Source organism: Streptomyces sp. NPDC057486 (genome assembly GCF_042802415.1).
Taxonomy (GTDB): domain Bacteria; phylum Actinomycetota; class Actinomycetes; order Streptomycetales; family Streptomycetaceae; genus Streptomyces; species Streptomyces yanii.
This window is the reverse complement of sequence record NZ_JBHVEE010000099.1, coordinates 1-18,169: the sequence shown is the minus strand read 5'-3', so window position 1 is coordinate 18,169 and position 18,169 is coordinate 1. Positions and strand designations below refer to the sequence as shown.

The 18,169-nt window shown below is 70.7% G+C and carries 19 protein-coding genes and 3 pseudogenes; 16 read left to right on the top strand and 6 right to left on the bottom strand.

What is annotated here, in order from left to right:
- Positions 1 to 118: 118 nt before the first annotated feature.
- Positions 119 to 379 (bottom strand): annotated as a pseudogene (locus ACFU6I_RS33870) (FAD-binding protein); the annotation flags it as partial.
- A gap of 325 nt (positions 380 to 704) precedes the next feature.
- Between ACFU6I_RS33870 and hsaA the strand changes: the two are divergent.
- Genes hsaA through ACFU6I_RS33835 form a run of 7 tightly spaced genes read left to right on the top strand, consistent with a single transcriptional unit; the run spans position 705 to position 7,646 of the window.
- Positions 705 to 1,871, top strand: coding sequence for a 3-hydroxy-9,10-secoandrosta-1,3,5(10)-triene-9,17-dione monooxygenase oxygenase subunit (gene hsaA / locus ACFU6I_RS33865; protein WP_384373698.1), 1,167 nt, complete (start codon positions 705 to 707; stop codon positions 1,869 to 1,871).
- Between the two features lie 11 nt (positions 1,872 to 1,882).
- Positions 1,883 to 2,749, top strand: a complete 867-nt coding sequence (gene hsaD, locus ACFU6I_RS33860; RefSeq protein WP_384373695.1) for a 4,5:9,10-diseco-3-hydroxy-5,9,17-trioxoandrosta-1(10),2-diene-4-oate hydrolase — start codon at positions 1,883 to 1,885, stop codon at positions 2,747 to 2,749.
- A gap of 50 nt (positions 2,750 to 2,799) precedes the next feature.
- Entirely contained in the window at positions 2,800 to 3,693 is an 894-nt protein-coding gene (locus ACFU6I_RS33855) for a VOC family protein (protein ID WP_384373692.1), read from the top strand.
- Positions 3,681 to 4,181, top strand: a complete 501-nt coding sequence (locus ACFU6I_RS33850) for a flavin reductase family protein (RefSeq protein WP_384373689.1) — start codon at positions 3,681 to 3,683, stop codon at positions 4,179 to 4,181. Before ACFU6I_RS33855 ends, ACFU6I_RS33850 begins: the two co-directional genes overlap by 13 nt.
- Positions 4,182 to 4,220: 39 nt before the next feature.
- Positions 4,221 to 5,105: a MaoC/PaaZ C-terminal domain-containing protein gene (locus ACFU6I_RS33845; protein WP_384373686.1), complete on the top strand. Its 885-nt coding sequence runs from the start codon at positions 4,221 to 4,223 to the stop codon at positions 5,103 to 5,105.
- 30 nt (positions 5,106 to 5,135) lie between these two features.
- Positions 5,136 to 6,797, top strand: a complete 1,662-nt coding sequence (locus ACFU6I_RS33840) for an FAD-dependent oxidoreductase (protein WP_384373682.1) — start codon at positions 5,136 to 5,138, stop codon at positions 6,795 to 6,797.
- Positions 6,798 to 6,836: 39 nt separating this feature from the next.
- Positions 6,837 to 7,646 (top strand): SDR family NAD(P)-dependent oxidoreductase, encoded by an 810-nt coding sequence (locus ACFU6I_RS33835; RefSeq protein ID WP_384373679.1) that lies wholly within the window; start codon positions 6,837 to 6,839, stop codon positions 7,644 to 7,646.
- Positions 7,647 to 7,906: 260 nt separating this feature from the next.
- Here ACFU6I_RS33835 and ACFU6I_RS33830 read toward each other — a convergent pair whose 3' ends face one another.
- Together ACFU6I_RS33830 and ACFU6I_RS33825 are read right to left on the bottom strand one after the other, a co-directional pair.
- Positions 7,907 to 8,038 carry a hypothetical protein gene (locus ACFU6I_RS33830; protein WP_384373676.1) on the bottom strand — a complete coding sequence of 44 codons (132 nt, stop codon included), beginning with the start codon at positions 8,036 to 8,038 and terminating at the stop codon, positions 7,907 to 7,909.
- Positions 8,035 to 8,982: an Lrp/AsnC family transcriptional regulator gene (locus ACFU6I_RS33825; RefSeq protein WP_384373673.1), complete on the bottom strand. Its 948-nt coding sequence runs from the start codon at positions 8,980 to 8,982 to the stop codon at positions 8,035 to 8,037. The genes ACFU6I_RS33830 and ACFU6I_RS33825 overlap by 4 nt, the downstream gene beginning before the upstream one ends.
- Positions 8,983 to 9,103: 121 nt before the next feature.
- Here ACFU6I_RS33825 and ACFU6I_RS33820 point away from each other — a divergent pair, with 121 nt between their 5' ends.
- Both ACFU6I_RS33820 and ACFU6I_RS33815 read left to right on the top strand, forming a co-directional pair.
- Positions 9,104 to 10,327 carry a M20 family metallopeptidase gene (locus ACFU6I_RS33820; RefSeq protein WP_384373670.1) on the top strand — a complete coding sequence of 408 codons (1,224 nt, stop codon included), beginning with the start codon at positions 9,104 to 9,106 and terminating at the stop codon, positions 10,325 to 10,327.
- Between the two features lie 148 nt (positions 10,328 to 10,475).
- Entirely contained in the window at positions 10,476 to 11,897 is a 1,422-nt protein-coding gene (locus ACFU6I_RS33815; RefSeq protein ID WP_384373667.1) for an MFS transporter, read from the top strand.
- 135 nt (positions 11,898 to 12,032) lie between these two features.
- Here ACFU6I_RS33815 and ACFU6I_RS33810 read toward each other — a convergent pair whose 3' ends face one another.
- The gene (locus ACFU6I_RS33810; RefSeq protein WP_384373664.1) at positions 12,033 to 12,683 is read right to left on the bottom strand and encodes a CGNR zinc finger domain-containing protein; all 651 of its coding nucleotides are present in this window, start codon (positions 12,681 to 12,683) and stop codon (positions 12,033 to 12,035) included.
- Positions 12,684 to 12,777: 94 nt separating this feature from the next.
- Here ACFU6I_RS33810 and ACFU6I_RS33805 point away from each other — a divergent pair, with 94 nt between their 5' ends.
- The 3 genes and pseudogenes from ACFU6I_RS33805 to ACFU6I_RS33795 form a co-directional block, all read left to right on the top strand.
- The gene (locus tag ACFU6I_RS33805; RefSeq protein ID WP_384373661.1) at positions 12,778 to 13,692 is read left to right on the top strand and encodes an arginase family protein; all 915 of its coding nucleotides are present in this window, start codon (positions 12,778 to 12,780) and stop codon (positions 13,690 to 13,692) included.
- Positions 13,689 to 14,198, top strand: a complete 510-nt coding sequence (locus ACFU6I_RS33800) for a hypothetical protein (RefSeq protein WP_384373657.1) — start codon at positions 13,689 to 13,691, stop codon at positions 14,196 to 14,198. The genes ACFU6I_RS33805 and ACFU6I_RS33800 overlap by 4 nt, the downstream gene beginning before the upstream one ends.
- 218 nt (positions 14,199 to 14,416) lie before the next feature.
- Positions 14,417 to 14,683 (top strand): annotated as a pseudogene (locus ACFU6I_RS33795) (IS630 family transposase); the annotation flags it as partial.
- A 17-nt stretch (positions 14,684 to 14,700) separates the two neighbouring features.
- Here the strand turns inward: ACFU6I_RS33795 and ACFU6I_RS33790 are convergent.
- Together ACFU6I_RS33790 and ACFU6I_RS33785 are read right to left on the bottom strand one after the other, a co-directional pair.
- Positions 14,701 to 14,979 (bottom strand): hypothetical protein, encoded by a 279-nt coding sequence (locus tag ACFU6I_RS33790; RefSeq protein WP_384373654.1) that lies wholly within the window; start codon positions 14,977 to 14,979, stop codon positions 14,701 to 14,703.
- Between the two features lie 279 nt (positions 14,980 to 15,258).
- Positions 15,259 to 16,167: an aminoglycoside phosphotransferase family protein gene (locus ACFU6I_RS33785; RefSeq protein WP_384373651.1), complete on the bottom strand. Its 909-nt coding sequence runs from the start codon at positions 16,165 to 16,167 to the stop codon at positions 15,259 to 15,261.
- A gap of 62 nt (positions 16,168 to 16,229) precedes the next feature.
- Between ACFU6I_RS33785 and ACFU6I_RS33780 the strand changes: the two genes are divergently transcribed.
- The 4 genes and pseudogenes from ACFU6I_RS33780 to ACFU6I_RS33765 all read left to right on the top strand — a co-directional run.
- Entirely contained in the window at positions 16,230 to 16,634 is a 405-nt protein-coding gene (locus ACFU6I_RS33780) for a hypothetical protein (RefSeq protein WP_384373648.1), read from the top strand.
- Between the two features lie 256 nt (positions 16,635 to 16,890).
- Positions 16,891 to 17,118 (top strand): hypothetical protein, encoded by a 228-nt coding sequence (locus ACFU6I_RS33775; RefSeq protein WP_384373645.1) that lies wholly within the window; start codon positions 16,891 to 16,893, stop codon positions 17,116 to 17,118.
- A gap of 317 nt (positions 17,119 to 17,435) precedes the next feature.
- Positions 17,436 to 17,756 carry a hypothetical protein gene (locus ACFU6I_RS33770; RefSeq protein WP_384373642.1) on the top strand — a complete coding sequence of 107 codons (321 nt, stop codon included), beginning with the start codon at positions 17,436 to 17,438 and terminating at the stop codon, positions 17,754 to 17,756.
- A 141-nt stretch (positions 17,757 to 17,897) separates the two neighbouring features.
- A pseudogene (locus tag ACFU6I_RS33765) lies at positions 17,898 to 18,092 on the top strand (HNH endonuclease signature motif containing protein); the annotation flags it as partial.
- Between the last annotated feature and the right edge of the window lie 77 nt (positions 18,093 to 18,169).

The following is an 18,169-nucleotide window of genomic DNA, read 5'->3' as shown; positions in this document are numbered from 1 at the left end:
TCAGCGCCGCGCTCCGCCCCGCCCTGCGGCCGAAGAAGCTGCCGTCGCCGAGCGACGCGCCGCTCGCGTACCCCCAGGCGGCGATGCCCGCCGTGGCCCGGCCCGCCGCGTACAGGCCGGGGATCGGCTCCCCGTCCACATGCAGCACCTCCGCGTCCGTGCCGGTGGTCAGCCCACCGAGGGCGAAGCCCGACGTCATGCCCCGGAGGTCCACGGCACCCAGCGGGCCGCGCAGCGGCCGCAGCCAGCGCGCGGCCTTGTGCGGCAGCGGGTCCCGGCCTTCCTCCGCGTGGCGGTTGTACACCTCCAGCGTCGCTTCCAGGGCGCCGGGCGGCAGCCCCGTCTCGGCGGCCGTGCGGACGCCGTCCCGCACACCCATGCCGGCCGCAGCTGGAGGACGTCAGGCGCGGCGGAGACCCAGGGCAGGAGCGTAGGCGGCCGTGCCGCGCGGCACAGGCCGAAGCTCCCGGTGACCGGGAAATCGGACTCGTGGGGCGAAAAGCACTGTTCACCGAGTGGTCGGCCCGAGGAGCGGTCGATCCACTGACGCGACGAGACGGAACGAAGGCCGGTCGCTCCGTCCCGTTCTCTCGCGTGCGGCCGTCGCACCTTCCCGCTCAGTGGGAGCAGCGCATGTCGTGTCGGAGCAGCGAAAGCGTACGGTCCTGCCACTTCCGCCACCACGACCCGAGAGGGGATGCTCCATGGCCGAAGATGTGCTGGCAGCGATCCGTGCCCTTGCCCCGACGTTGCGCGAGCGCGCGGCCGAGGCCGAGACGCTGCGCCGCGTGCCCGACACCTCCATCAAGGAGCTGGAGGACACCGGCTTCTTCCAGCTGCTGCAGCCCAAGGCCTTCGGCGGCCGGGCGGCCGACCCGCTGGTCTTCTACTCGGCGGTCAAGGAGATCGCCAAGGCGTGCGGCTCCACGGGCTGGGTCGCCTCGGTGGTCGGCGTCCACCCCTGGCACGTGGGCCTGTACGACCCGCGGGCACAGCAGGAGGTGTGGGGCCAGGACCCCAAGACCCGCATCGCCTCCTCGTACGCCCCCACCGGCACGGCCACCCCGGCCGACGGCGGCTTCCGGCTCTCCGGCCGCTGGCACTTCTCCTCCGGCTGCGACCACGCCCAGTGGGTCCTGCTCGGCTGCCTCGTCCCGGACGCCGAGGGCAACCCGGTGGACATGCGGACCTTCCTGATCCCTCGTACCGAGTACCGCATCGACGACGTATGGGACACCGTCGGCCTGCGTGGCACCGGCAGCAACGACATCGTGGTGGAGGACGTCTTCGTCCCCGACCACCGTGCTCTGAGCTTCGGTCCGGTCACCGCCCTGAAGACGCCCGGCCATGAACTCAACCACGAGCCGCTGTACCGGTTGCCGTACGCCGGCGTGTTCACCACCACCATCTCCACCCCGATCGTCGGCATCGCCGAGGGTGCCTACGACTCCTACGTCGAGGCCACCAAGCAGCGGTTCCGCGTCTCCTACGGGCAGAAGGTCGCCGAGGACCCCTTCGCGCAGGTGCGCATCGCCCGAGCGGCCAGTGACATCGACGCAGCGTGGCTGCAGCTGACCCGCAACATCGGCGCGATGTACGCCCTCGCCGAGCGCGGCGAGGAGCTCCCCACGGAGCTGCGCACCCGCACCCGCCGCGACCAGGTGATCGCCACCGAGCGTGCGGTCGCGGCACTCGACCTGCTGATGGAGAACGCCGGCGGCAACGCCATGCGCACCGGTCCCAACCCCGTCCAGCGCGCCTGGCGCGACGCGCACACCGGCCGCGGTCACGCCGCCAACGACCCCGAGCGCGCCCTGCTCCTCTTCGGTCAAGCGGCCCTCGGCCTCGTCTTCCAGGACACGATGTTCTGATGGGAGATCACGTGACAGACATCAGCTACGAGTCGAGCTCCCGCACCGCCAAGGCCGCCGGCCTCACCCTCCACTACCACGAGGCCGGACCGGCGGACCCGGGAGCCCCGGTCGTCATCATGTTGCACGGCGGCGGCCCCGGCGCCTCCGCCTGGAGCAACTTCGGTCGCAACCTGCCGGTGTTCGCACGGACCTTCCGTACGCTGCTCGTCGACCAGCCCTGCTTCGGCCGCTCGGACAAGCCGGAACTCGACAAGGACTACTTCAGCTACAGCGCTGACGCCGTCGCCGCACTGATGGACGAACTGGGCATCACCCAGGCGCACTTCATCGGCAACTCGCTCGGCGGCGGGACCGCCGTACGGATGGCCCTGAACCACCCGGACAAGGTCGCCAAGCTGTTGCTGATGGGCCCCGGCGGGGTGTCGGTCAACCTCTTCGCCCCGGATCCGACCGAGGGCATCAAGCGGCTCTTCGAGTTCAACACCGCACCGGAGCCGACGAAGGAGCAGCTGCGCGCCTTCATCAGCGTCATGGCGTACGACCAGTCGATCGTCACCGACGAACTGGTCGAGGAACGCTGGGCGTCGGCCACCGACCCCGACAACAGGCTGGGCAGCGCCCGGATGGCAGCCGCCTTCGCCAACCCCGCCTGGGCCGAGGACTGGATGCTCTGGCGTGAAGCCCACCGGATCCCCCATCCGGTGCTGCTCACCTGGGGCCGCGAGGACCGCGTCAACCCGCTCGACGGCGCGCTGGTCGCCCTCAGGAACATCCCGGACGCCCGCCTTCACGTCTTCCCGCACTGCGGCCACTGGGCCCAGACCGAACAGGCCGACGAGTTCAACCGCCTCGCCATCGACTTCTTCTCCCACTGACCGGCTCACCGACCCAACCGCTACCGCCCCTGACGGAGAGGTGCTCAACCATGGACATTCGCGCTCTCGGCTACCTCCGCCTGGAGACCACCAAGTTGGAGGAGTGGCGCGCCTACACCCTCGACGTCCTCGGCATGGTGGAGGCCTCCGGCACCACCGAGGACACCCTCTATCTGCGCATGGACGACCGTTCGTACCGCATCGCCATCCAGAAGGGCGAGAGCGACCGGTTGCTGGCGGCCGGCTGGGAGGTGGCGAACGGCGCCGCCCTCGCCACGGCCACCCAGGAGCTGGAGACCGCCGGGTTCGCCGTCAAGGCGGCCGATGCCGCCGAACTCGCCGAGCGCCGCGTCCAGGGTCTGATCCACGTGACGGACCCCGGCGGCAACCCGCTGGAGATCTACTGGGGTCAGGCGCAGGACCACACCGCGCTCGGCACCCCGTACGGCAATCGTTTCGTCACCGGCGACCTGGGCCTCGGCCATGTGGTGCTGCCGGTGCCCGACATCGAGGCCGCACTGGACTTCTACGAGAACCTGCTGGGCCTCCAGCTGCGCGACTCGATGAAGTTGCCGCCGCAGGCCGTCCCGACGGCCACGGAGCAGCGGGACTTCCACTGGATGCACTTCCTGAGCCCCAACCGCCGCCACCACAGCCTGGGCCTGTACCCCGGCGCGCTGCCCCCCGGCATCGTGCACTTCATGGTGGAACTGGAGACCCTCGACGACGTGGGCCGCGGACTGGACCGCATGAACGCCGCCGGCATTCCCATCGCCTCCAGCCTCGGCCGCCACACCAACGACCGCATGGTGTCCTTCTACGCCCAGGCCCCCGGCGGATTCCAGGTCGAGTACGGATGGGACGGCCTGCTCGTCGACCCCGCCACCTGGGTCGCCAAGGAGATCACCGCCGACAGCTTCTGGGGCCACCAGTGGAACGGCTGACCGGCGGTCAGGTGGACGCAGCCGTCTTCCGGGACGTCCTCGGCCGCTTCGCCAGCGGCATCACGGTGGTGGCGGCACTCGACGGCACGGAGCCCGTGGGATTCGCCTGTCAGTCCTTCGCCTCTCTCTCCCTCGACCCGCCGCTGGTCATGCTGGCCGTCGGCAAGACGTCCACCAGCTGGCCGAGGATCGAACGGGCCGGCCGCTTCTGCGTCAACATCCTCGCCGAGGACCAGAAGCAGGTCTGCGCGGCACTCGGCGCCCGCGGCGGGCAGAAGTTCGCCGCTGTTCCCTGGCACACCTCGGCGCACGGCACCGTGGTGATCGACGGCGCCCTGGCCACCGTGGACTGCCGCCTGGCGGCAGTCCACGAGGCCGGCGACCACCACATCGTCACCGGCGAGGCCGTCGACCTGGCGGCACAGGAGAACGGGCGACCGCTGCTGTACTTCCGGAGCCGCTACGCCGCCGGCACGTTCTCGAGCTGAGCACAGCCCCGCATCGACCGCGAAGGAACCCACACCCCCATGCCGATCGACGTCGAGAAGGTGACCTCCGCCCCGCCCGTGCGCGCCGCAGCGGTCTGGGATGACCGCGAGGTGCGGCTGTACCACCTGGCGCTGGGCGCGGGCGTCCCGGAGGCCGACCCCGCTGAACTCCGCTACGTCTACGAAGGGCACGAGCGGGGCCTGCACGTGCTGCCCACCTTCGGCGTGGTGGCCGGCGGCAACGGGGGAGTGGGGTTCCAGGTCTTCGACCTGCCGGGAGTGGACATCGACCTGGCCGCGGTGCTGCACGGCGGCCAGGAGATCATCGTGCACCGTCCGCTGCCCGCCGCCGCCCGGGGGACCACGGTCACCCGGGTGCCTGCGGTGTACGACAAGGGCAAGGCCGCTGTCATCGTGCAGGAGTCCACCCTCCTCGGCGAGGACGGCGAGCCGCTGATCACCCAGCGCAACCACATCTTCGTACGCGGGGAAGGCGGCTTCGGCGGGGAGCGCGGCCCCTCCGAGCGCCTCCGCGCACCGGACCGGGAGCCCGACCTGGTGCTCGAGATTCCGACGCTCCGTCAGCAGGCGCTGCTCTACCGGCTCGCCGGGGACTGGAACCCGCTGCACGCCGACCCCGCCACCGCCCGCCGCGCGGGCTACGACCGGCCCATCCTGCACGGGCTGTGCTCCTTCGGGACGGCGGTGAAGGCCGTCACCGACCGCCTGCTGGACGGGGACGTCGCCCGCATCACGGAGTGCCGTACGCGCTTCGCCGGGGTGTTCTTCCCCGGTGAGACTCTGCGGCTGCGTGTGTGGGAGACCGGCGACGGCTACCGGCTGACGGCCACGGCCGCGGACCGCGACGACGCACCGGTCCTCACCGACGCCCGAATCTCCCCCGGCCCGCCGAGCCCCCGCTGAACCCCCGCCGAACCAGAGAGGCACACCCGCATGAGCACTGAGTGGGACCACACCTACGACGTCGTGGTGGTCGGCTCCGGCGCCGCCGGGATGGCCGCGGCCATCACCGCCCGGCTGCGCGGACTGACCGCCCTCGTGGTCGAGAAGACCGAGGTCTACGGCGGTACGACCGCCCTGTCCGGCGGCGCGATCTGGGTGCCGAACAACTTCCACCTGGACGCCGCCGGGCTCGGGGACACCCCAGAGAAGGCCCGCGCCTACCTGGACGCCACCGTCGGCGACCGGGTCCCCGCCGCCCGCAAGGACGCCTACCTCGAGCACGGGCCGCGGATGGTACGGGAGTTCCACGACCGGACGGCCGTGAAGTTCGTCTACACCCCCGGCTACTCCGACTACTTCCCGGAGGAGCTCGGCGGCTACCCGCAGGGCCGCTCCGTCGAACCGCAGATCTTCGACTTCACCCGGCTCCCGCCCGAGCAGCGCGCCACCATGCGACGGGCCGGGCTCCCCACCTACGGGCTCACCATCACCTCCAAGGACTTCCGTCACCTGAACATGGCCGCGCGCACCTGGGCCGGCAAGCGGACCTCGGCCAGGGTCGGCGCCCGAGCGGTCAGGGCCCTGCTCTCCGGCCGGAAGCTGCTCTCCCTCGGCGAGGCGCTGATCGCCCGGATGCGGCAGTCGCTGGGGACGCTCGGAGGCGAGCTGTGGCTGTCCGCCCCGCTGACCCGACTGGTGGAGGAGAACGGCCGGATCGCCGGCATCCGGGTCACCCGAGACGGCCGGGAGCTCGCGATCCGGGCGACCGGCGGTGTGGTCCTCGCCTCCGGCGGCTTCTCGCAGAACCAGCAACTGCGCGAGAAGTACCTGCCGGCACCGACCTCTGCCGAGTGGAGCGCCGCTCCCGAGGGCCAGAGCGGCGACGCCCTGGAGGCGGGCATGGCCGTCGGCGCCGCGGTCGACCTGATGGACCGGGTGTGGGGCGCACCGTCCGTGGTGCCTCCCGGAGGCAAGCCGTTCTTCCTCGTCGCGGACCGCGGCATCCCCGGGATGGTGATCGTCAACTCGGCGGGCGAGCGCTACGCCAACGAGGCCTCCCCTTACCACCAGTTCGTCGACGCGATGTACGCCAACGACCGGCCGGAGGCGACCACCGTCCCGTCCTGGCTGATCCTCGACGCCGTCTCCAAGTCCCGCTACTTCATCATGGGGCTCTTCCCGGGCCAGGCGTTCCCCAAGCCGTGGCTGGAGAACGGCTTCGTCAAAAAGGCCGGGACCGTCGAGGAGCTGGCCGGGCAGATCGGTGCTGCTCCGGAGCGGCTGCGCGCCACCGTGGACCGATTCAACGGCTTCGCCCGCGCCGGCCGCGACGAGGACTTCCATCGCGGCGACAGCGTCTACGACCGCTACTACGGCGACCCGACGCTGCCCAATCCCAATCTGGCGCCGCTGGAGAGGGGGCCGTTCCACGCCGTCCCGGTGCACCCCGGCGACATCGGCACCAAGGGCGGTCTGGTCACCGACGCCACAGCCCGGGTGCTGCGGGAGGACGGGACGGTGATCGAGGGCCTGTACGCCTCCGGCAACGTCTCCGCCGCGGTCATGGGCGGGACGTACCCGGGTCCCGGCGCGACCATCGGCCCCGCCATGACGTTCGGCTGGCTCGCGGCCGACCACATCGCGCGCACCTGACCCTGTGACATACAGCAGACCACGAGAGGAAGTGGACCCATGCGGCGCTTCGAGGGACGGCGCGTCCTGATCACCGGTGGCGGATCGGGCATCGGCCGGGCGACCGTCCTGCGGCTCCTGCGGGAGGGCGCGGCCGTCGTTGCCGCCGATGTCTCCGAGCCCGGGCTCAAGGAGACGGCCGCCCTGGCCGCCGGCCACGCGGACCGGTTGCGCACCCGGGTCATGGACATCGCGGACGAGTCCTCCGTACGGGAGGGCGTCGGCGGCGCGCTCGCCGACCTGGGCGGCCTGGACGTGCTGGTCAACGCGGCGGGCATCCTGCGGTCCGCGCACACCGGGCAGATGACGCTGGAGTTCTGGAACCGGATCGTCGCGGTGAACCTCACCGGCACCTTCCTGGTGACCCGTGAGGCGCTGCCCGCGCTGCTGGTCGACGGCCGGGGCGTGGTCGTCAACTTCAGCTCCACGTCGGCGTCCTTCGCCCACCCCTACATGGCCGCGTACGCGGCGAGCAAGGGCGGCATCCAGTCCTTCACCCACGCCATCGCACTGGAGTACGCCAAGCAGGGGCTGCGGGCGTTGTGCGTGGCGCCCGGAAGCATCTCCAGCGGCATGACCGACGGCTCCGGTGCCGGCGGCCGGAACGGCGGGCCCGGCCTGCCCGAGGACACCGACTGGGAGTTGTTCGGCAAACTGCGGCCGGCGCTGACGGGGGAGGGCTTCGCCGATCCGGCGACGGGCTTCGCCGGTCCGGAGTCCGTTGCGGGCGTCGTGGCGATGCTGGCCTCGGACGACGGTGCCTTCATCACCGGCACCGAACTCCGCATCGACGGCGGCACCCACATGTGACCGACGGAAGAAGTCCGCGGCGAGCAGGCCGGAGGCCTGGGCGCGCAGGAACTCGCGTCAGGCCGGCCCCGCGCCGGGGGTGTGTCGGGGTGCGGGGCCGAGTGCGGAGCTGCGCAGGATGCGGCGGACGGTCGAGGCCCCCACGCGACAACGACCTTCTCGTCGACGGCCTCGACGAGCTCGGTGGCCGGCACGTACTTGACGGCGCCCGCGGCAAGGCGTGCGAGCCGTAGAGCCGTTCGGTCCCGTCGACCCTGATGTCAGGGTCCTTGCCCGGCGGGGGCTGCGGTGGCGTCGGTGTCCTCTGTGGCGTCCAGGGCGCTCCAGCCGTCGATGGGGACGGTTCCGCGCCGGTAGCCCGCCTCGTCGAGCAGATGGCCGCTGAGTTTCATCGGCCACAGGGCCACCGCCCGGTCGCCGATGGTGCTGCCGGGTGCCTGTGCGGTGACGCGGGTTTCGAGTCGCTGGATGTCGTTGACCGAGCGGACCCATGCGACGACGAGCAGGTTGTGGCGTCCGGTGATGGCGGGCACAGGCGTACGTCCGGCATGCCGGCGATGCGGCGGGCCGCGTCTTCGACGCTTCCGGAGGGGACCTGCGCCCACAGAACGGCTGCGACCGGCCGCTGGGACAGGGGACGCGCGGTCTCGCAGCGGATGTGCACGGCGCCCGCATCGAGCAGGTGCCTGGTGCGTCGGCGGATCGTGTCGACTCCGGTGCCGCAGATCTCGGCGAGTGCCGTGTAGGGGGCGCGCCCGTCCTCGGACAGTGCCACCATGATGCGGCGGTCCAGGTCGGTCGGTGGGCCGACGGTGCGGCCGACCGGCGGCCGACGTTCCGTCAGCCGTGCCACCTGGTCGGCGCTGAGCGCGCGCAGCCGCCACCGGCTGCCCTCGGTGTAGATCGCCCCGGCCACATGGGTCCGGCTCGCGGTGACGCCGGGCAGCGAGCTCAGGGAGCGGGTCACCCAGCGGGACAGCGAGGCGAGGTCCGGGCGCATCACAGTGAGCAGCAGGTCCCGGTCCCCGGTGACGTGCTCGACGGTGGTGACCATCGGCTGCCGGCTGAGCCGGTCGGCGACTTCGAGGACCCGGCCGCCCGCGCAGTCGACTTCGACGAAGGCGAGACATCCCTGCCCGGACTCGGCCAGGGCGGGACCCGGGTAGCAGCTGATCCACGCGGCGCCGCGGTCGGTGAGCCGCTTCCAGCGGCGGGCGAGGGTGACCGCATCGTGGTCGAGCACGCTCGCCAGGCGGGACCAGGTCGCGCGGGGGCTGATCTGCAGAGCGTGGACGAGCGCCGAGTCCGCCTCGTTCAGCCGGCCGGAATCCTTCATCTGATCGAGGCTATCGCGATTTTCCGGCGCTTTCTGGCCCGTCATGGCGTGTGGCCTTCACGCTCGGTCCACTGCTCGCGAACCGCGGGCGGCTGGACCGTGTCGGGAAGGTGCGAGGAACATGTCGGTACTGGCGGATGCCGAGGAGTTGCGGGACGAGCTGGTGGCCCTGCGGCGCGCTCTGCACCGGGAGCCCGAGCTGGGGCTCGACCTGCCGCGCACGCAGGACAAGGTGCTCGCGGCGCTGGACGGGTTGCCGTTGGAGATCACCACGGGCAAGGGCCTGACGTCGGTGACGGCGGTGCTGCGCGGGTCGCGTCCCGGAGGAGCCGTGCTGCTGCGCGGTGACATGGACGCCCTGCCGGTGCAGGAGGCGTCCGGGGTGGGCTACGCCTCCGAGGTGCCAGGCCGGATGCACGCCTGCGGGCACGATCTGCACACGGCCGGGCTGGTCGGCGCCGCACGCCTGTTGAGCGCCCGGCGCGAACAGCTGCAGGGCGACGTGGTGTTCATGTTCCAGCCCGGCGAGGAGGGCCACAACGGGGCCGGGCGCATGATCGACGAAGGTGTTCTGGAGGCCGCCGGTCGCCCGCTGGACGCCGCGTACGCTGTCCATGTCTCCGCCAACCGGGTCCCGCAGGGCATGCTGGTGAGTCGGCCGGGCACCGTGATGACCGCGTCCGACGTGCTGCGGGTGACCGTGCGCGGGCGCGGCGGGCACGGCTCCGCGCCGCACTCCGCCCTGGACCCGGTCCCGGCGACCTGCGAGATGGTCACCGCGATCCACAACTGGACCACCCGGACGTTCGACATCTTCGACCCGGTGGTGGTCACCGTCGGGAAGCTCCAGGCCGGCACCCAGAACAATGTCATCCCCGAGACGGCCTCCTTCGAGGCCACCGTGCGCAGTTACTCCGTCGTCCATCACGAGCGGCTCGCTCAGGGGCTGCCCCGCCTGGTCCGCGGCATCGCCGCCGCGCACGGCCTCGACGTCGACGTCGACTACGAGGTGCAGTACCCGGTGACCGTCAACGAGCCCGGGGAGACCGTCTTCGCCATGGACGCGGCGCGGGAACTGCTCGGTGACGACCAGGTGTTCCTTTCGCCGATACCCGCCAGCGGGTCGGAGGACTTCTCGCTCGTCCTGGAGCGGGTTCCCGGCGCGATGCTGCTGCTCGGGGCCGTGCCCGAGGGACGCGATCCGGGGACGGCGCCGATGAACCACTCGCCGCAGGCGGTGTTCGACGACGCTGTCCTGCCGCGGCAGGCGGCGTTCCTCGCGGACCTGGCCACGAAGCGGCTGGCCCGCACGGCCGGCTCGTCGCTCGCCACCCCTCGGACGTGAGACCGCCGCACGACGAGTGCCCTACCGGCCCGGACCAGCGGCCGCACCCCGGCCGGGCCCGCCCCGCTCCGGCCAGTCCCGTCATGGTCCACCCCCCTGTCGGCCAGGGCCCACGGTCTGTCCCGCTCGTGAACCGAAAGGTGTGTCAATGAGCGTCACCCAGCCCCGGCCGCAGTCGACGCCGTCCGGCCCCGCGCCCGGGTCTGTTCGCGGCATCGTCGGACTGCTCGTCCTGTTCGAGCTGACCAGCGGGTTCCTCCAGGGAGGGATCACACCGCTGATCCCCGCCATCCGGGACATGCTCGGCATCAGCCCGGGCGCGGCCCAATGGATCACCGCCGTGCAGTTCCTGTCCGCCGCCGTGTGCGTGCCCGCCTTCGGACGCCTCGGAGACCGGTACGGGCACCGGCTCATGCTGCGCGTCGCCCTGGCGTGCGTCACCGCGGGCAGCACGCTGGTCGCCCTCGCCCCCGACGTGACGCTGCTGTTGGCCGGCCGCGTGCTCCTCGGTCCGCTGGCCGCGCTGCTGGCCCTGGAGATCGGGCTGTGCCGCGACCGTCTGGGACCGCAGGCAAGCCGCCGAGCCGTCGGCCTGCTCGTCGCCTCACTCGTACTCGGATCGATGCTCGGCTCGTTCACGACCGGACTCCTGGACCGTCTCCTCGGCGGCGTCCGCCCCACCCTGTGGTGCTTCGCCGTACTGGCTGCCGCCTGCGTCCTGCTGTCGAACTGCCGCGGTATTCCCGAGACCCGACACAAGGCCTCCGGCCGAATGGACTGGGCGGGCGCGGGCCTGCTGAGCGTGGCCCTCGTCCTCTTCCTGGCCGCGGTCTCCCAGGGCGGCACACGGGGCTGGTCATCGCCCGGAACGCTCGCCGGCCTCACCACGGCGCTCGTGCTGTTCGCCCTGTGGGTGCGCTGGGAACTCCGCCAGGAACACCCGCTGGTGGATGTGCGGTCGGCGGCCGGACGGGCCGTGGCCCCGCACCTCGCCTCCGGCTTCGCGCTCGGCGTCGTGATGCTCGCCGAGCCGGTCGTCGCCGTCTCATACCTGGACGCCGCACCGGAGACCACGGGCTACGGCTTCGGGCTCGCCGCCTGGCAGATCGGCCTGTGGGGCGGCATCCCGCACCTGGCGGGCTTCCTGACGGCCGCCGCCAGCGCATCCGTCGCCGCACGGATCGGCCTGCGCCGCATGCTCGTACTCGCCTTCGGCCTCGTCGCCGCCGGAAACACCGCACTGGTCGCGACCCACTCCTCGCTGCACGGGTTCGCCCTCGCCTACGCCGTCGCGGGAGCGGGGACGGGCCTGGCCAGCGGCGGACTGCCGACCGTGATCGTCGAGGCCAGCCCCGCGGACCGGTCCGCCAGCGCGGTGGCCGTCCACAACAACCTCAAGACACTCGGCGGCAGCATCGCCGGCGCCGCGTTCGCCGCGATCCTCGGCACCCTGCTGGCGGACGGCACCACGACACCGGCCCTGTCCGCCTACCTCACCGTGTGGGCGCTGTGCGCGGTCGTGACCACGACGGCACTGCTCCTCACCCTGCTCGCCCCGCGCCGCGACTGACCCGCCCTCATGTGCCGCCTCGCCTCCCCCGAGGAGTACCTCATGCCCGGCACCGACACCTCGCCCCGACCCGCGCTGCGACTGCGCCGCGCGCTGTCGCCGAGGCTCACACGAACCGATTTCCGGAGAGCGCCCTCAGGGCCCGCCCGGGTCCGTGCCGCCGGCTCGTTTCCGCTGGTAGTGGGTCCGGCCTTTGGCCGAGTTCCCGCAGGTGGCCATATCGCACCAGCGGCGGCGGCCGCCCCGGGAGCTGTCGATGAACACCCAGCCGCATCGCAGGCCGGGGCAGACGCGGGTGCGTTCCAGCGGCAGCGCCCGAAGCAGGTCGAATGCCTGTAGGGCGAGTTCGTGGTTGAGGTACTCGAGCCCCGATGTCTCGACGCAGACCTGGAGTTGCGGCGTGTTCCCGCGGACGGTGAGACGCGTACTGGCGACCGCGTGCTTCCAATGGTTCTCAACCTGGTCGACCGCCTCCGCGGGAACCGGAGCGCCTTGGTGGATCAGTGCCGTGACCAGATCGTGCAGAGCTTCGCGCAGCTCGCGAGTGCGGTCCAGGGCCAGCTCGGCCCTGCCGGGCTCGGTGTCGGCCAGCCGCCGCAGGTCCGTGAGGTCGGCGGGGGCGAAGTGACCGGTGAGGGCGGCCCATTCCAGCAGGCGCGGGTAGCCGTCGAGCCAGTCGGTCGGCTCCACGTCGCGCGCCGTGACCGTGTTCACCAGGTCGATGACGATGTGCCCGCCGACGAGGTCACGGCACCTGAAGGTGTGGGGCTGGATGGTTCCCGTCACGCGTGAGCCGCCTTTCATGGGCTTGCCTCATTCCATCCAACCAGTGTACTGATGTTATCCGGTTGGAATACCTCCCGGCTGATAGGAGACGCCCATGGCTGCTGCCATCGAGCTCATCGCGGCCCCCTGGAACCTCGGCCTGCGACCGCCCGCGCCGAGGCGCGATCCCGGAACATGGCAGGCCCCGCAAGCGCTGCTGTCGGCGGGGCTGGAAGCACGTCTGCGGCCCGCCCGAGTGGTAGAACTCGACCGTCCGCCCTACGAGTTCGACCCGCAGCCGGCGACCCGCATCCGCAACGGGGTAACCATCCGCGAGCACGCGCTGCGGCTCGGCGAGGCGGTCCGGGCCACGCTCGCCGCCTCCCGGTTCGCGGTCGTGCTGGGTGGCGACTGCAGCATCCTGCTGGGGTGCCTGCTGGGGGCCCGGCGCCACGGACGCTGCGGCCTGGTTCACCTCGACGGCCACAACGACTTCCGTCACCCCGGCAATTACGACGCCGGTTCGTCCCTCGGCTCGGCGGCCGGAATGGACCTGGCCCTGGCCACCGGCCGTGGCGAGCTGCTGCTCACCCACTGGCCGGTGGTGGGCCGCCCCCTGGTCGCTGACGAGGACGTGGTCCAGATCGGCGACCGGGAGGATGAGGGGGCACCCCCGGTCACCCGGTTCACCGCCCAGGAGATCCAGCAGATCGGCATCGCCGATCTGGGCCGGCGAGTCATCCGCCGCCTGGAGCGGCGCGAGCTGGACCGCGTCTGGCTCCACCTCGACCTCGATGTGCTCGACGAACGCGTCCTGCCCGCGGTGGACTCCCCGGGCCGTCCCGGCCTGGACTTCTCCCAGCTCACCGAACTCGTCTCGACCCTGGCCGACACCGGCCGGGTGGTGGGGCTCGACGTCGCCATCTACGATCCGGAACTCGACCCGGACGGTGCGTACGCCGCTCCCATTGTCGACTGCCTCGCCTCCGCCCTGACCCCGCTTGCGACCGTGGAGAGGCACCACCCATGAAGACGCTGCTCACCGACGGCCCCAGCAACCTGTACGCGACCGAGATGGAGCAGTTCGGACGCCTGACTGGACACTGGGCGACCCAGATCACTTACTACCCCACCGACGGCTCACCGGCCCACCGCGTCAGCGGCGAATGGGAGTTCAGCTATGCGCTGGAGGGCAGAGCAGTCCTGGATGTCTGGCAATGGCCCGGGCGCGAGGAACTCCTCGCCGCAGGTCGCGCTCCGGGCCAGGAGTGCGGCCTGTGCGTACGGATCTGGGACCCGCGCCTGCAACTGTGGCGGTTCACCTTCCACGGCACCGCCCGCGGCGACGTGGTGCACATGTACGCCCGCCAGATCGACGATGACATCGTCATGGAACGTGCCGCCGGCAGCGACCTCATCCGCTGGACCTTCACCGACATCACCGCCGACACCTTCCGCTGGCGCAACGAACGATCGATCGACGGCGGACACACCTGGCGGCTCGACCAAGGGGTCAGCGCCCGCCGCCTGCGGTGAGAGGCCTCGATGCAACGGTCAGGCCCTCTACCGGCAAAGACACCACGATCGACGGTCTTCTCGGCATTTCATGCGTGAGGACAGCTCCAGCACACGCAGAGAGACAGCCTGACCGCTCGTCCCCGGTGGATCGGCCGCATGAATCAGCTCCCCCAGCTCGTCTACCACCACAGCCCCTCTCCATCGGCCTCCCACGCGGACGGCACCGTCGCAAGGACCCGGTCGAGCTGTGCTTCACCCTGACCTACGCGTCATGGGCGAACCCGATCGAGGCACACTTCGGGCCGCTGCGGCAGTTCACCATCGCCAACTCCGACCACCGCAACCACACCGTCCAGACCCGGGCCCTGCACGCCTACCTGCGCTGGCGCAACGCCAACGCCCGCCACCCGGACGTCCTGGCCGCTCAACGCCGCGAGCGGGCCCGCGTCCGCAGTGAGAAGGGCATCCGCTGGGCCGGGCGCCTCGTCCCTGAAGCCGCGTGACCTTCGGTCCCCAGGCCTCAACAGTCAAGGCCCAGTGCGTTGGGAATGCCCCGGATCCAGGCGGCCCGGCCCGGCTCTTCCGCGGCGATGCGCTCCAGCACCTCGATGAACCGCCGTCGCTCACCCGAATCCATCCTGCCGAGTTCATGGGCGATGTCTTCCAGAGTGCTCAACGCCGAATGCGAGTCATGCCCCACCTCGACAAGATCATCCAAAGTCGCCATCGCCGTCAGAAGGGCCCTGACCACTTCGTTTCCCTGGACCACAGCTTCGCCCTCTCCAACACGAGTGATCACGGGACAATGCTGCCACCCGCGCAGGTGCCCAGGACACCATCAGTGCCAAAGCCTCACGACCGCCCACGCCGTTCGGTCGAACGCCATCCGACACCGTGCACTTTGCGGCCAGGGCTAGCCCTCCGCCGGGGGCAGTGCGTCCCAGCAGGCGTCCTCGCTCCCCACCGTGATCATCCGGTGCCCCTCGCTCGCCAGACTTCGGTGTGTCTCAGGAGACACCAAGTGACGTGATGGTGGGTGGCGTTGGGCGGTGGGAAAGTACGCCGGCGTCGGTCCGGGCTACGCGAAGCGTTCGTGGTCGGCCAGCACCGCGTCGATCACTTCGAGATGGATGTCGACTCGCCCGTCCCTGGGATCGGAGCACTGGGTCAACGTCAGCAGAGACTTCCACAGCGCCCAACCCCTGGCCCTGGCCCAGGTGTCGTCGTCCTGGCCGACTGCGTGCCGGAATGCCTCGCGGCTTTCCTCGCGGAGCATCGTCCAGGCGATCACGAGATCGCAGGCGGGGTCGCCGATGCCCGAGGTGCCGAAGTCGATGACGGCCGACAGCTTGCCGTCGGTGACAAGCAGGTTGTTGCCGCTGATGTCGCCGTGGAACCACACCGGCGTTCCACACCATGGGGCCTCGAGTGCCGCCTGCCAGGTCTCGGTGGCCCTCACGGTGTCGATCCGGCTGCTCAGGGCGGTGATACAGCGACGCGTCTCGTCGTCGTAGTGGGCGGGTGACGCGCCGCGATACCCGCTGTGCGCCCCGGCGAGAGGGCCGCCCTTGGAGTCACAGTGCTGAAGGGCGAGGATGAACCCGGCGACACTGGTGGCGAACTGGGTCATGTCGTCGATGCGTTCGGGAGAAGCCGTCTCGCCGGGCAGCCAGCCACGCACGGACCAGGGGTGGGGGTATCCCGCGCCGGGGGCTCCCTTGGCCAGAACGGTGGGGACGGCCACCGGCAGCGCGGGGGCCAGGCGAGGCAGCCAGTCGCATTCCTTGTCGACCGCAGGGGCGTAGCCGGCTGCGGTGGGCAGGCGGACCGTCATGTCGTCACCGAGGCGGTAGGTGCGGTTGTCCCAGCCGTCCACAGCCACCGGGACCACGGGCAGACGGCTCCACTGAGGGAACTGAGCGGTGATCAACCGCTTCACCAGGGCGGCGTTGATTCCCGCGCGCCCGTCCGACGCAGCTGCAAGCACCCGCTGATCCTTACCGGTGAGGTCGTACCAGGCAAGTGATTGACGACGCGAGATACATCTGAATGTCCGGAGAACTGTCGAATTTCGGCTCGTACCACCAGCCCAGCCCTTGCGGCAGCACCGCAACGGCCGGAGTTGCGGGCAGCCATCGTGACATCAGGTCGACCGTCGCCGCGATGCAGCGCACCGGCCCGGACCGGCTCGGCCCGGTCCTCGTTCACCCCAGCGCTGACCGTGCCTGGTGGCTCGTGCCGCCGGGCGCAGAGGAAGTCCTTGATGACCTGCCCAGGCTGACGGTGCATCCGGAGTGCTGGCCGCTCCGGTGCCCGCCGGCCGAGCGGTACATAGACGGCTACGGGTGGCTGGAGAAGCCGGACGGCTCGGGAAAGCTGACGAGCCCGACCGTTCTGGGAGCCGCGTTCGCTCCTGGCGGAGGGCTCCGGCTGCCGGCCGGGGCGTTCTGTTGAGCGCCGCTGGGCCAGGACGACGCCGACGACACACGCCCCATGCGGCCAGGGGCCTGAGGCGTGACCGCAGCGGGCGCGACCAGCTGGTGTTCGTGGCCCTCCTCGCCGTGCTCCTGGCCGTGCTCGTGCTCGGCGTCGCCCAGTCGTGACCACGAACAACCTGTTGGAAGAACTTTGAAGCCGAACGCCCGCCGAGGCGGCAAGGACTGTGCTGTCCGCCGCCCCGGGGTGGATGACTGGTGAGGAGTCGCCATGCTTGAGCGTGCCCAACTCATCTGCGGTGCAGGTGAGGTCAGAGCGGGCGCCGATTGCGTTGCACGACATCGACATCAGGGTGGACGACTGCCTGGTGACTGACCGACCGGGGTGCCTCCGTGCGCTCGCGCAGCCGAGCTGCTTCGGGTTTCTCCTCTTCATCGCTGTGCTGCTCGCAGCGGGCGGCATTGCCGATCTCGCCTCGATATCGGAGGTGCCTGGTGAATGAACGCCTGGGCCAGATCCTCTACGTGGTCACTACCGCTCTGCCGTCAGTAGTTTCGATCCACGGCGAGAGCCCGTTTTTCGTCGGCTTCCCCGGTGATCGTCACGAAGATTGCCGGTAGCCGATCTTCCTCACGGCGACTATTGTGGATTGTTATTAGCGGAGACCTCCACTCCTAGGACGACCGGTTCTTTGATGCGCGCTCTGCCGAGTGTGAAGCTCCTGCTGGGAGCGGCGTTCGGCCCTACGAGGTGCTGCGAGGGGACACCGTTTGTGAACGAGCGCCTGCCTTTCGCTCCGGTAGTCGAAGGGAGAAAGTCATGCGTGGCAAGCGGTACCTCGTCCGGCTCAGCCCACTGCTCATCGCTTCTCTGGCGTTCCCAGCAGGTTTCGCCGCGGAGACGGCCAGCGCCTCACCCCCAGCCGCTGTGGCGGCATCGGCCCCCGCGAAGGCAGCGCCCACGACCATTGACCAACCGCGCTTCCCGGGTCAGCAGCAGGGCGGCCTGCCGTGCTTCTTCGATGGGCAGCAACAGCAACAGCAGGGTGGCGGGCAGCAACAGCAGCAGGGCGGCCTGTCGTGCTTCTTCGATGGGCAGCAACAGCAGCAGGGCGGCTGGCAGCAACAGCAGCAGGGCTAGTTAGAGCGTGCAAGGCGCAGGATTGCCCCTGCTAGTAGCGAATCATGGGGTTGAGCTGCGCACTAGCGTCTAGCAGTGGGCGTGAGAAGACCCCAGTTCCGCTTGGAAACCGGGGTCGAGGGGCTCGCCCTGGGAGCTAGCGCCGGCCTGCCAATCCTGCAGGTCGACCACGTCAAAGACCTGGCCAAGGGCGGGCCCGACGCGCCATGGAACATGATCGCTCTGTGCCCGAACTGCCATGCTCTCAAGACCTACGGTGATAACAGGGAAAAGCTCCGACACCTCCTCGCAGCTACAGCACGCCGCCTCCACGCGGCGTTAAGGGCTGTCCCGTAATCCCTGGCGGGCGCACGACGCCGGCTACGGCACCTCGCTGCGTTGTCGGAACGCCCGAATACGCCCAGTATGAGGAC

Bases quoted from the DNA above. Each gene is read 5' to 3' on its own strand.
- ACFU6I_RS33815 (WP_384373667.1), top strand. From the start codon at position 10,476: ATGAGCGTCACCCAGCCCCGGCCGCAGTCGACGCCGTCCGGCCCCGCG.
- ACFU6I_RS33820 (WP_384373670.1), top strand. From the start codon at position 9,104: ATGTCGGTACTGGCGGATGCCGAGGAGTTGCGGGACGAGCTGGTGGCC.
- ACFU6I_RS33835 (WP_384373679.1), top strand. From the start codon at position 6,837: ATGCGGCGCTTCGAGGGACGGCGCGTCCTGATCACCGGTGGCGGATCG.
- hsaA (WP_384373698.1), top strand. From the start codon at position 705: ATGGCCGAAGATGTGCTGGCAGCGATCCGTGCCCTTGCCCCGACGTTG.
- ACFU6I_RS33800 (WP_384373657.1), top strand. From the start codon at position 13,689: ATGAAGACGCTGCTCACCGACGGCCCCAGCAACCTGTACGCGACCGAG.
- ACFU6I_RS33770 (WP_384373642.1), top strand. From the start codon at position 17,436: ATGCGTGGCAAGCGGTACCTCGTCCGGCTCAGCCCACTGCTCATCGCT.
- ACFU6I_RS33840 (WP_384373682.1), top strand. From the start codon at position 5,136: ATGAGCACTGAGTGGGACCACACCTACGACGTCGTGGTGGTCGGCTCC.
- ACFU6I_RS33855 (WP_384373692.1), top strand. From the start codon at position 2,800: ATGGACATTCGCGCTCTCGGCTACCTCCGCCTGGAGACCACCAAGTTG.
- ACFU6I_RS33825 (WP_384373673.1), bottom strand. From the start codon at position 8,982: ATGAAGGATTCCGGCCGGCTGAACGAGGCGGACTCGGCGCTCGTCCAC.
- ACFU6I_RS33780 (WP_384373648.1), top strand. From the start codon at position 16,230: ATGTCCGGAGAACTGTCGAATTTCGGCTCGTACCACCAGCCCAGCCCT.
- ACFU6I_RS33830 (WP_384373676.1), bottom strand. From the start codon at position 8,038: ATGAAACTCAGCGGCCATCTGCTCGACGAGGCGGGCTACCGGCGCGGA.
- ACFU6I_RS33805 (WP_384373661.1), top strand. From the start codon at position 12,778: ATGGCTGCTGCCATCGAGCTCATCGCGGCCCCCTGGAACCTCGGCCTG.
- ACFU6I_RS33845 (WP_384373686.1), top strand. From the start codon at position 4,221: ATGCCGATCGACGTCGAGAAGGTGACCTCCGCCCCGCCCGTGCGCGCC.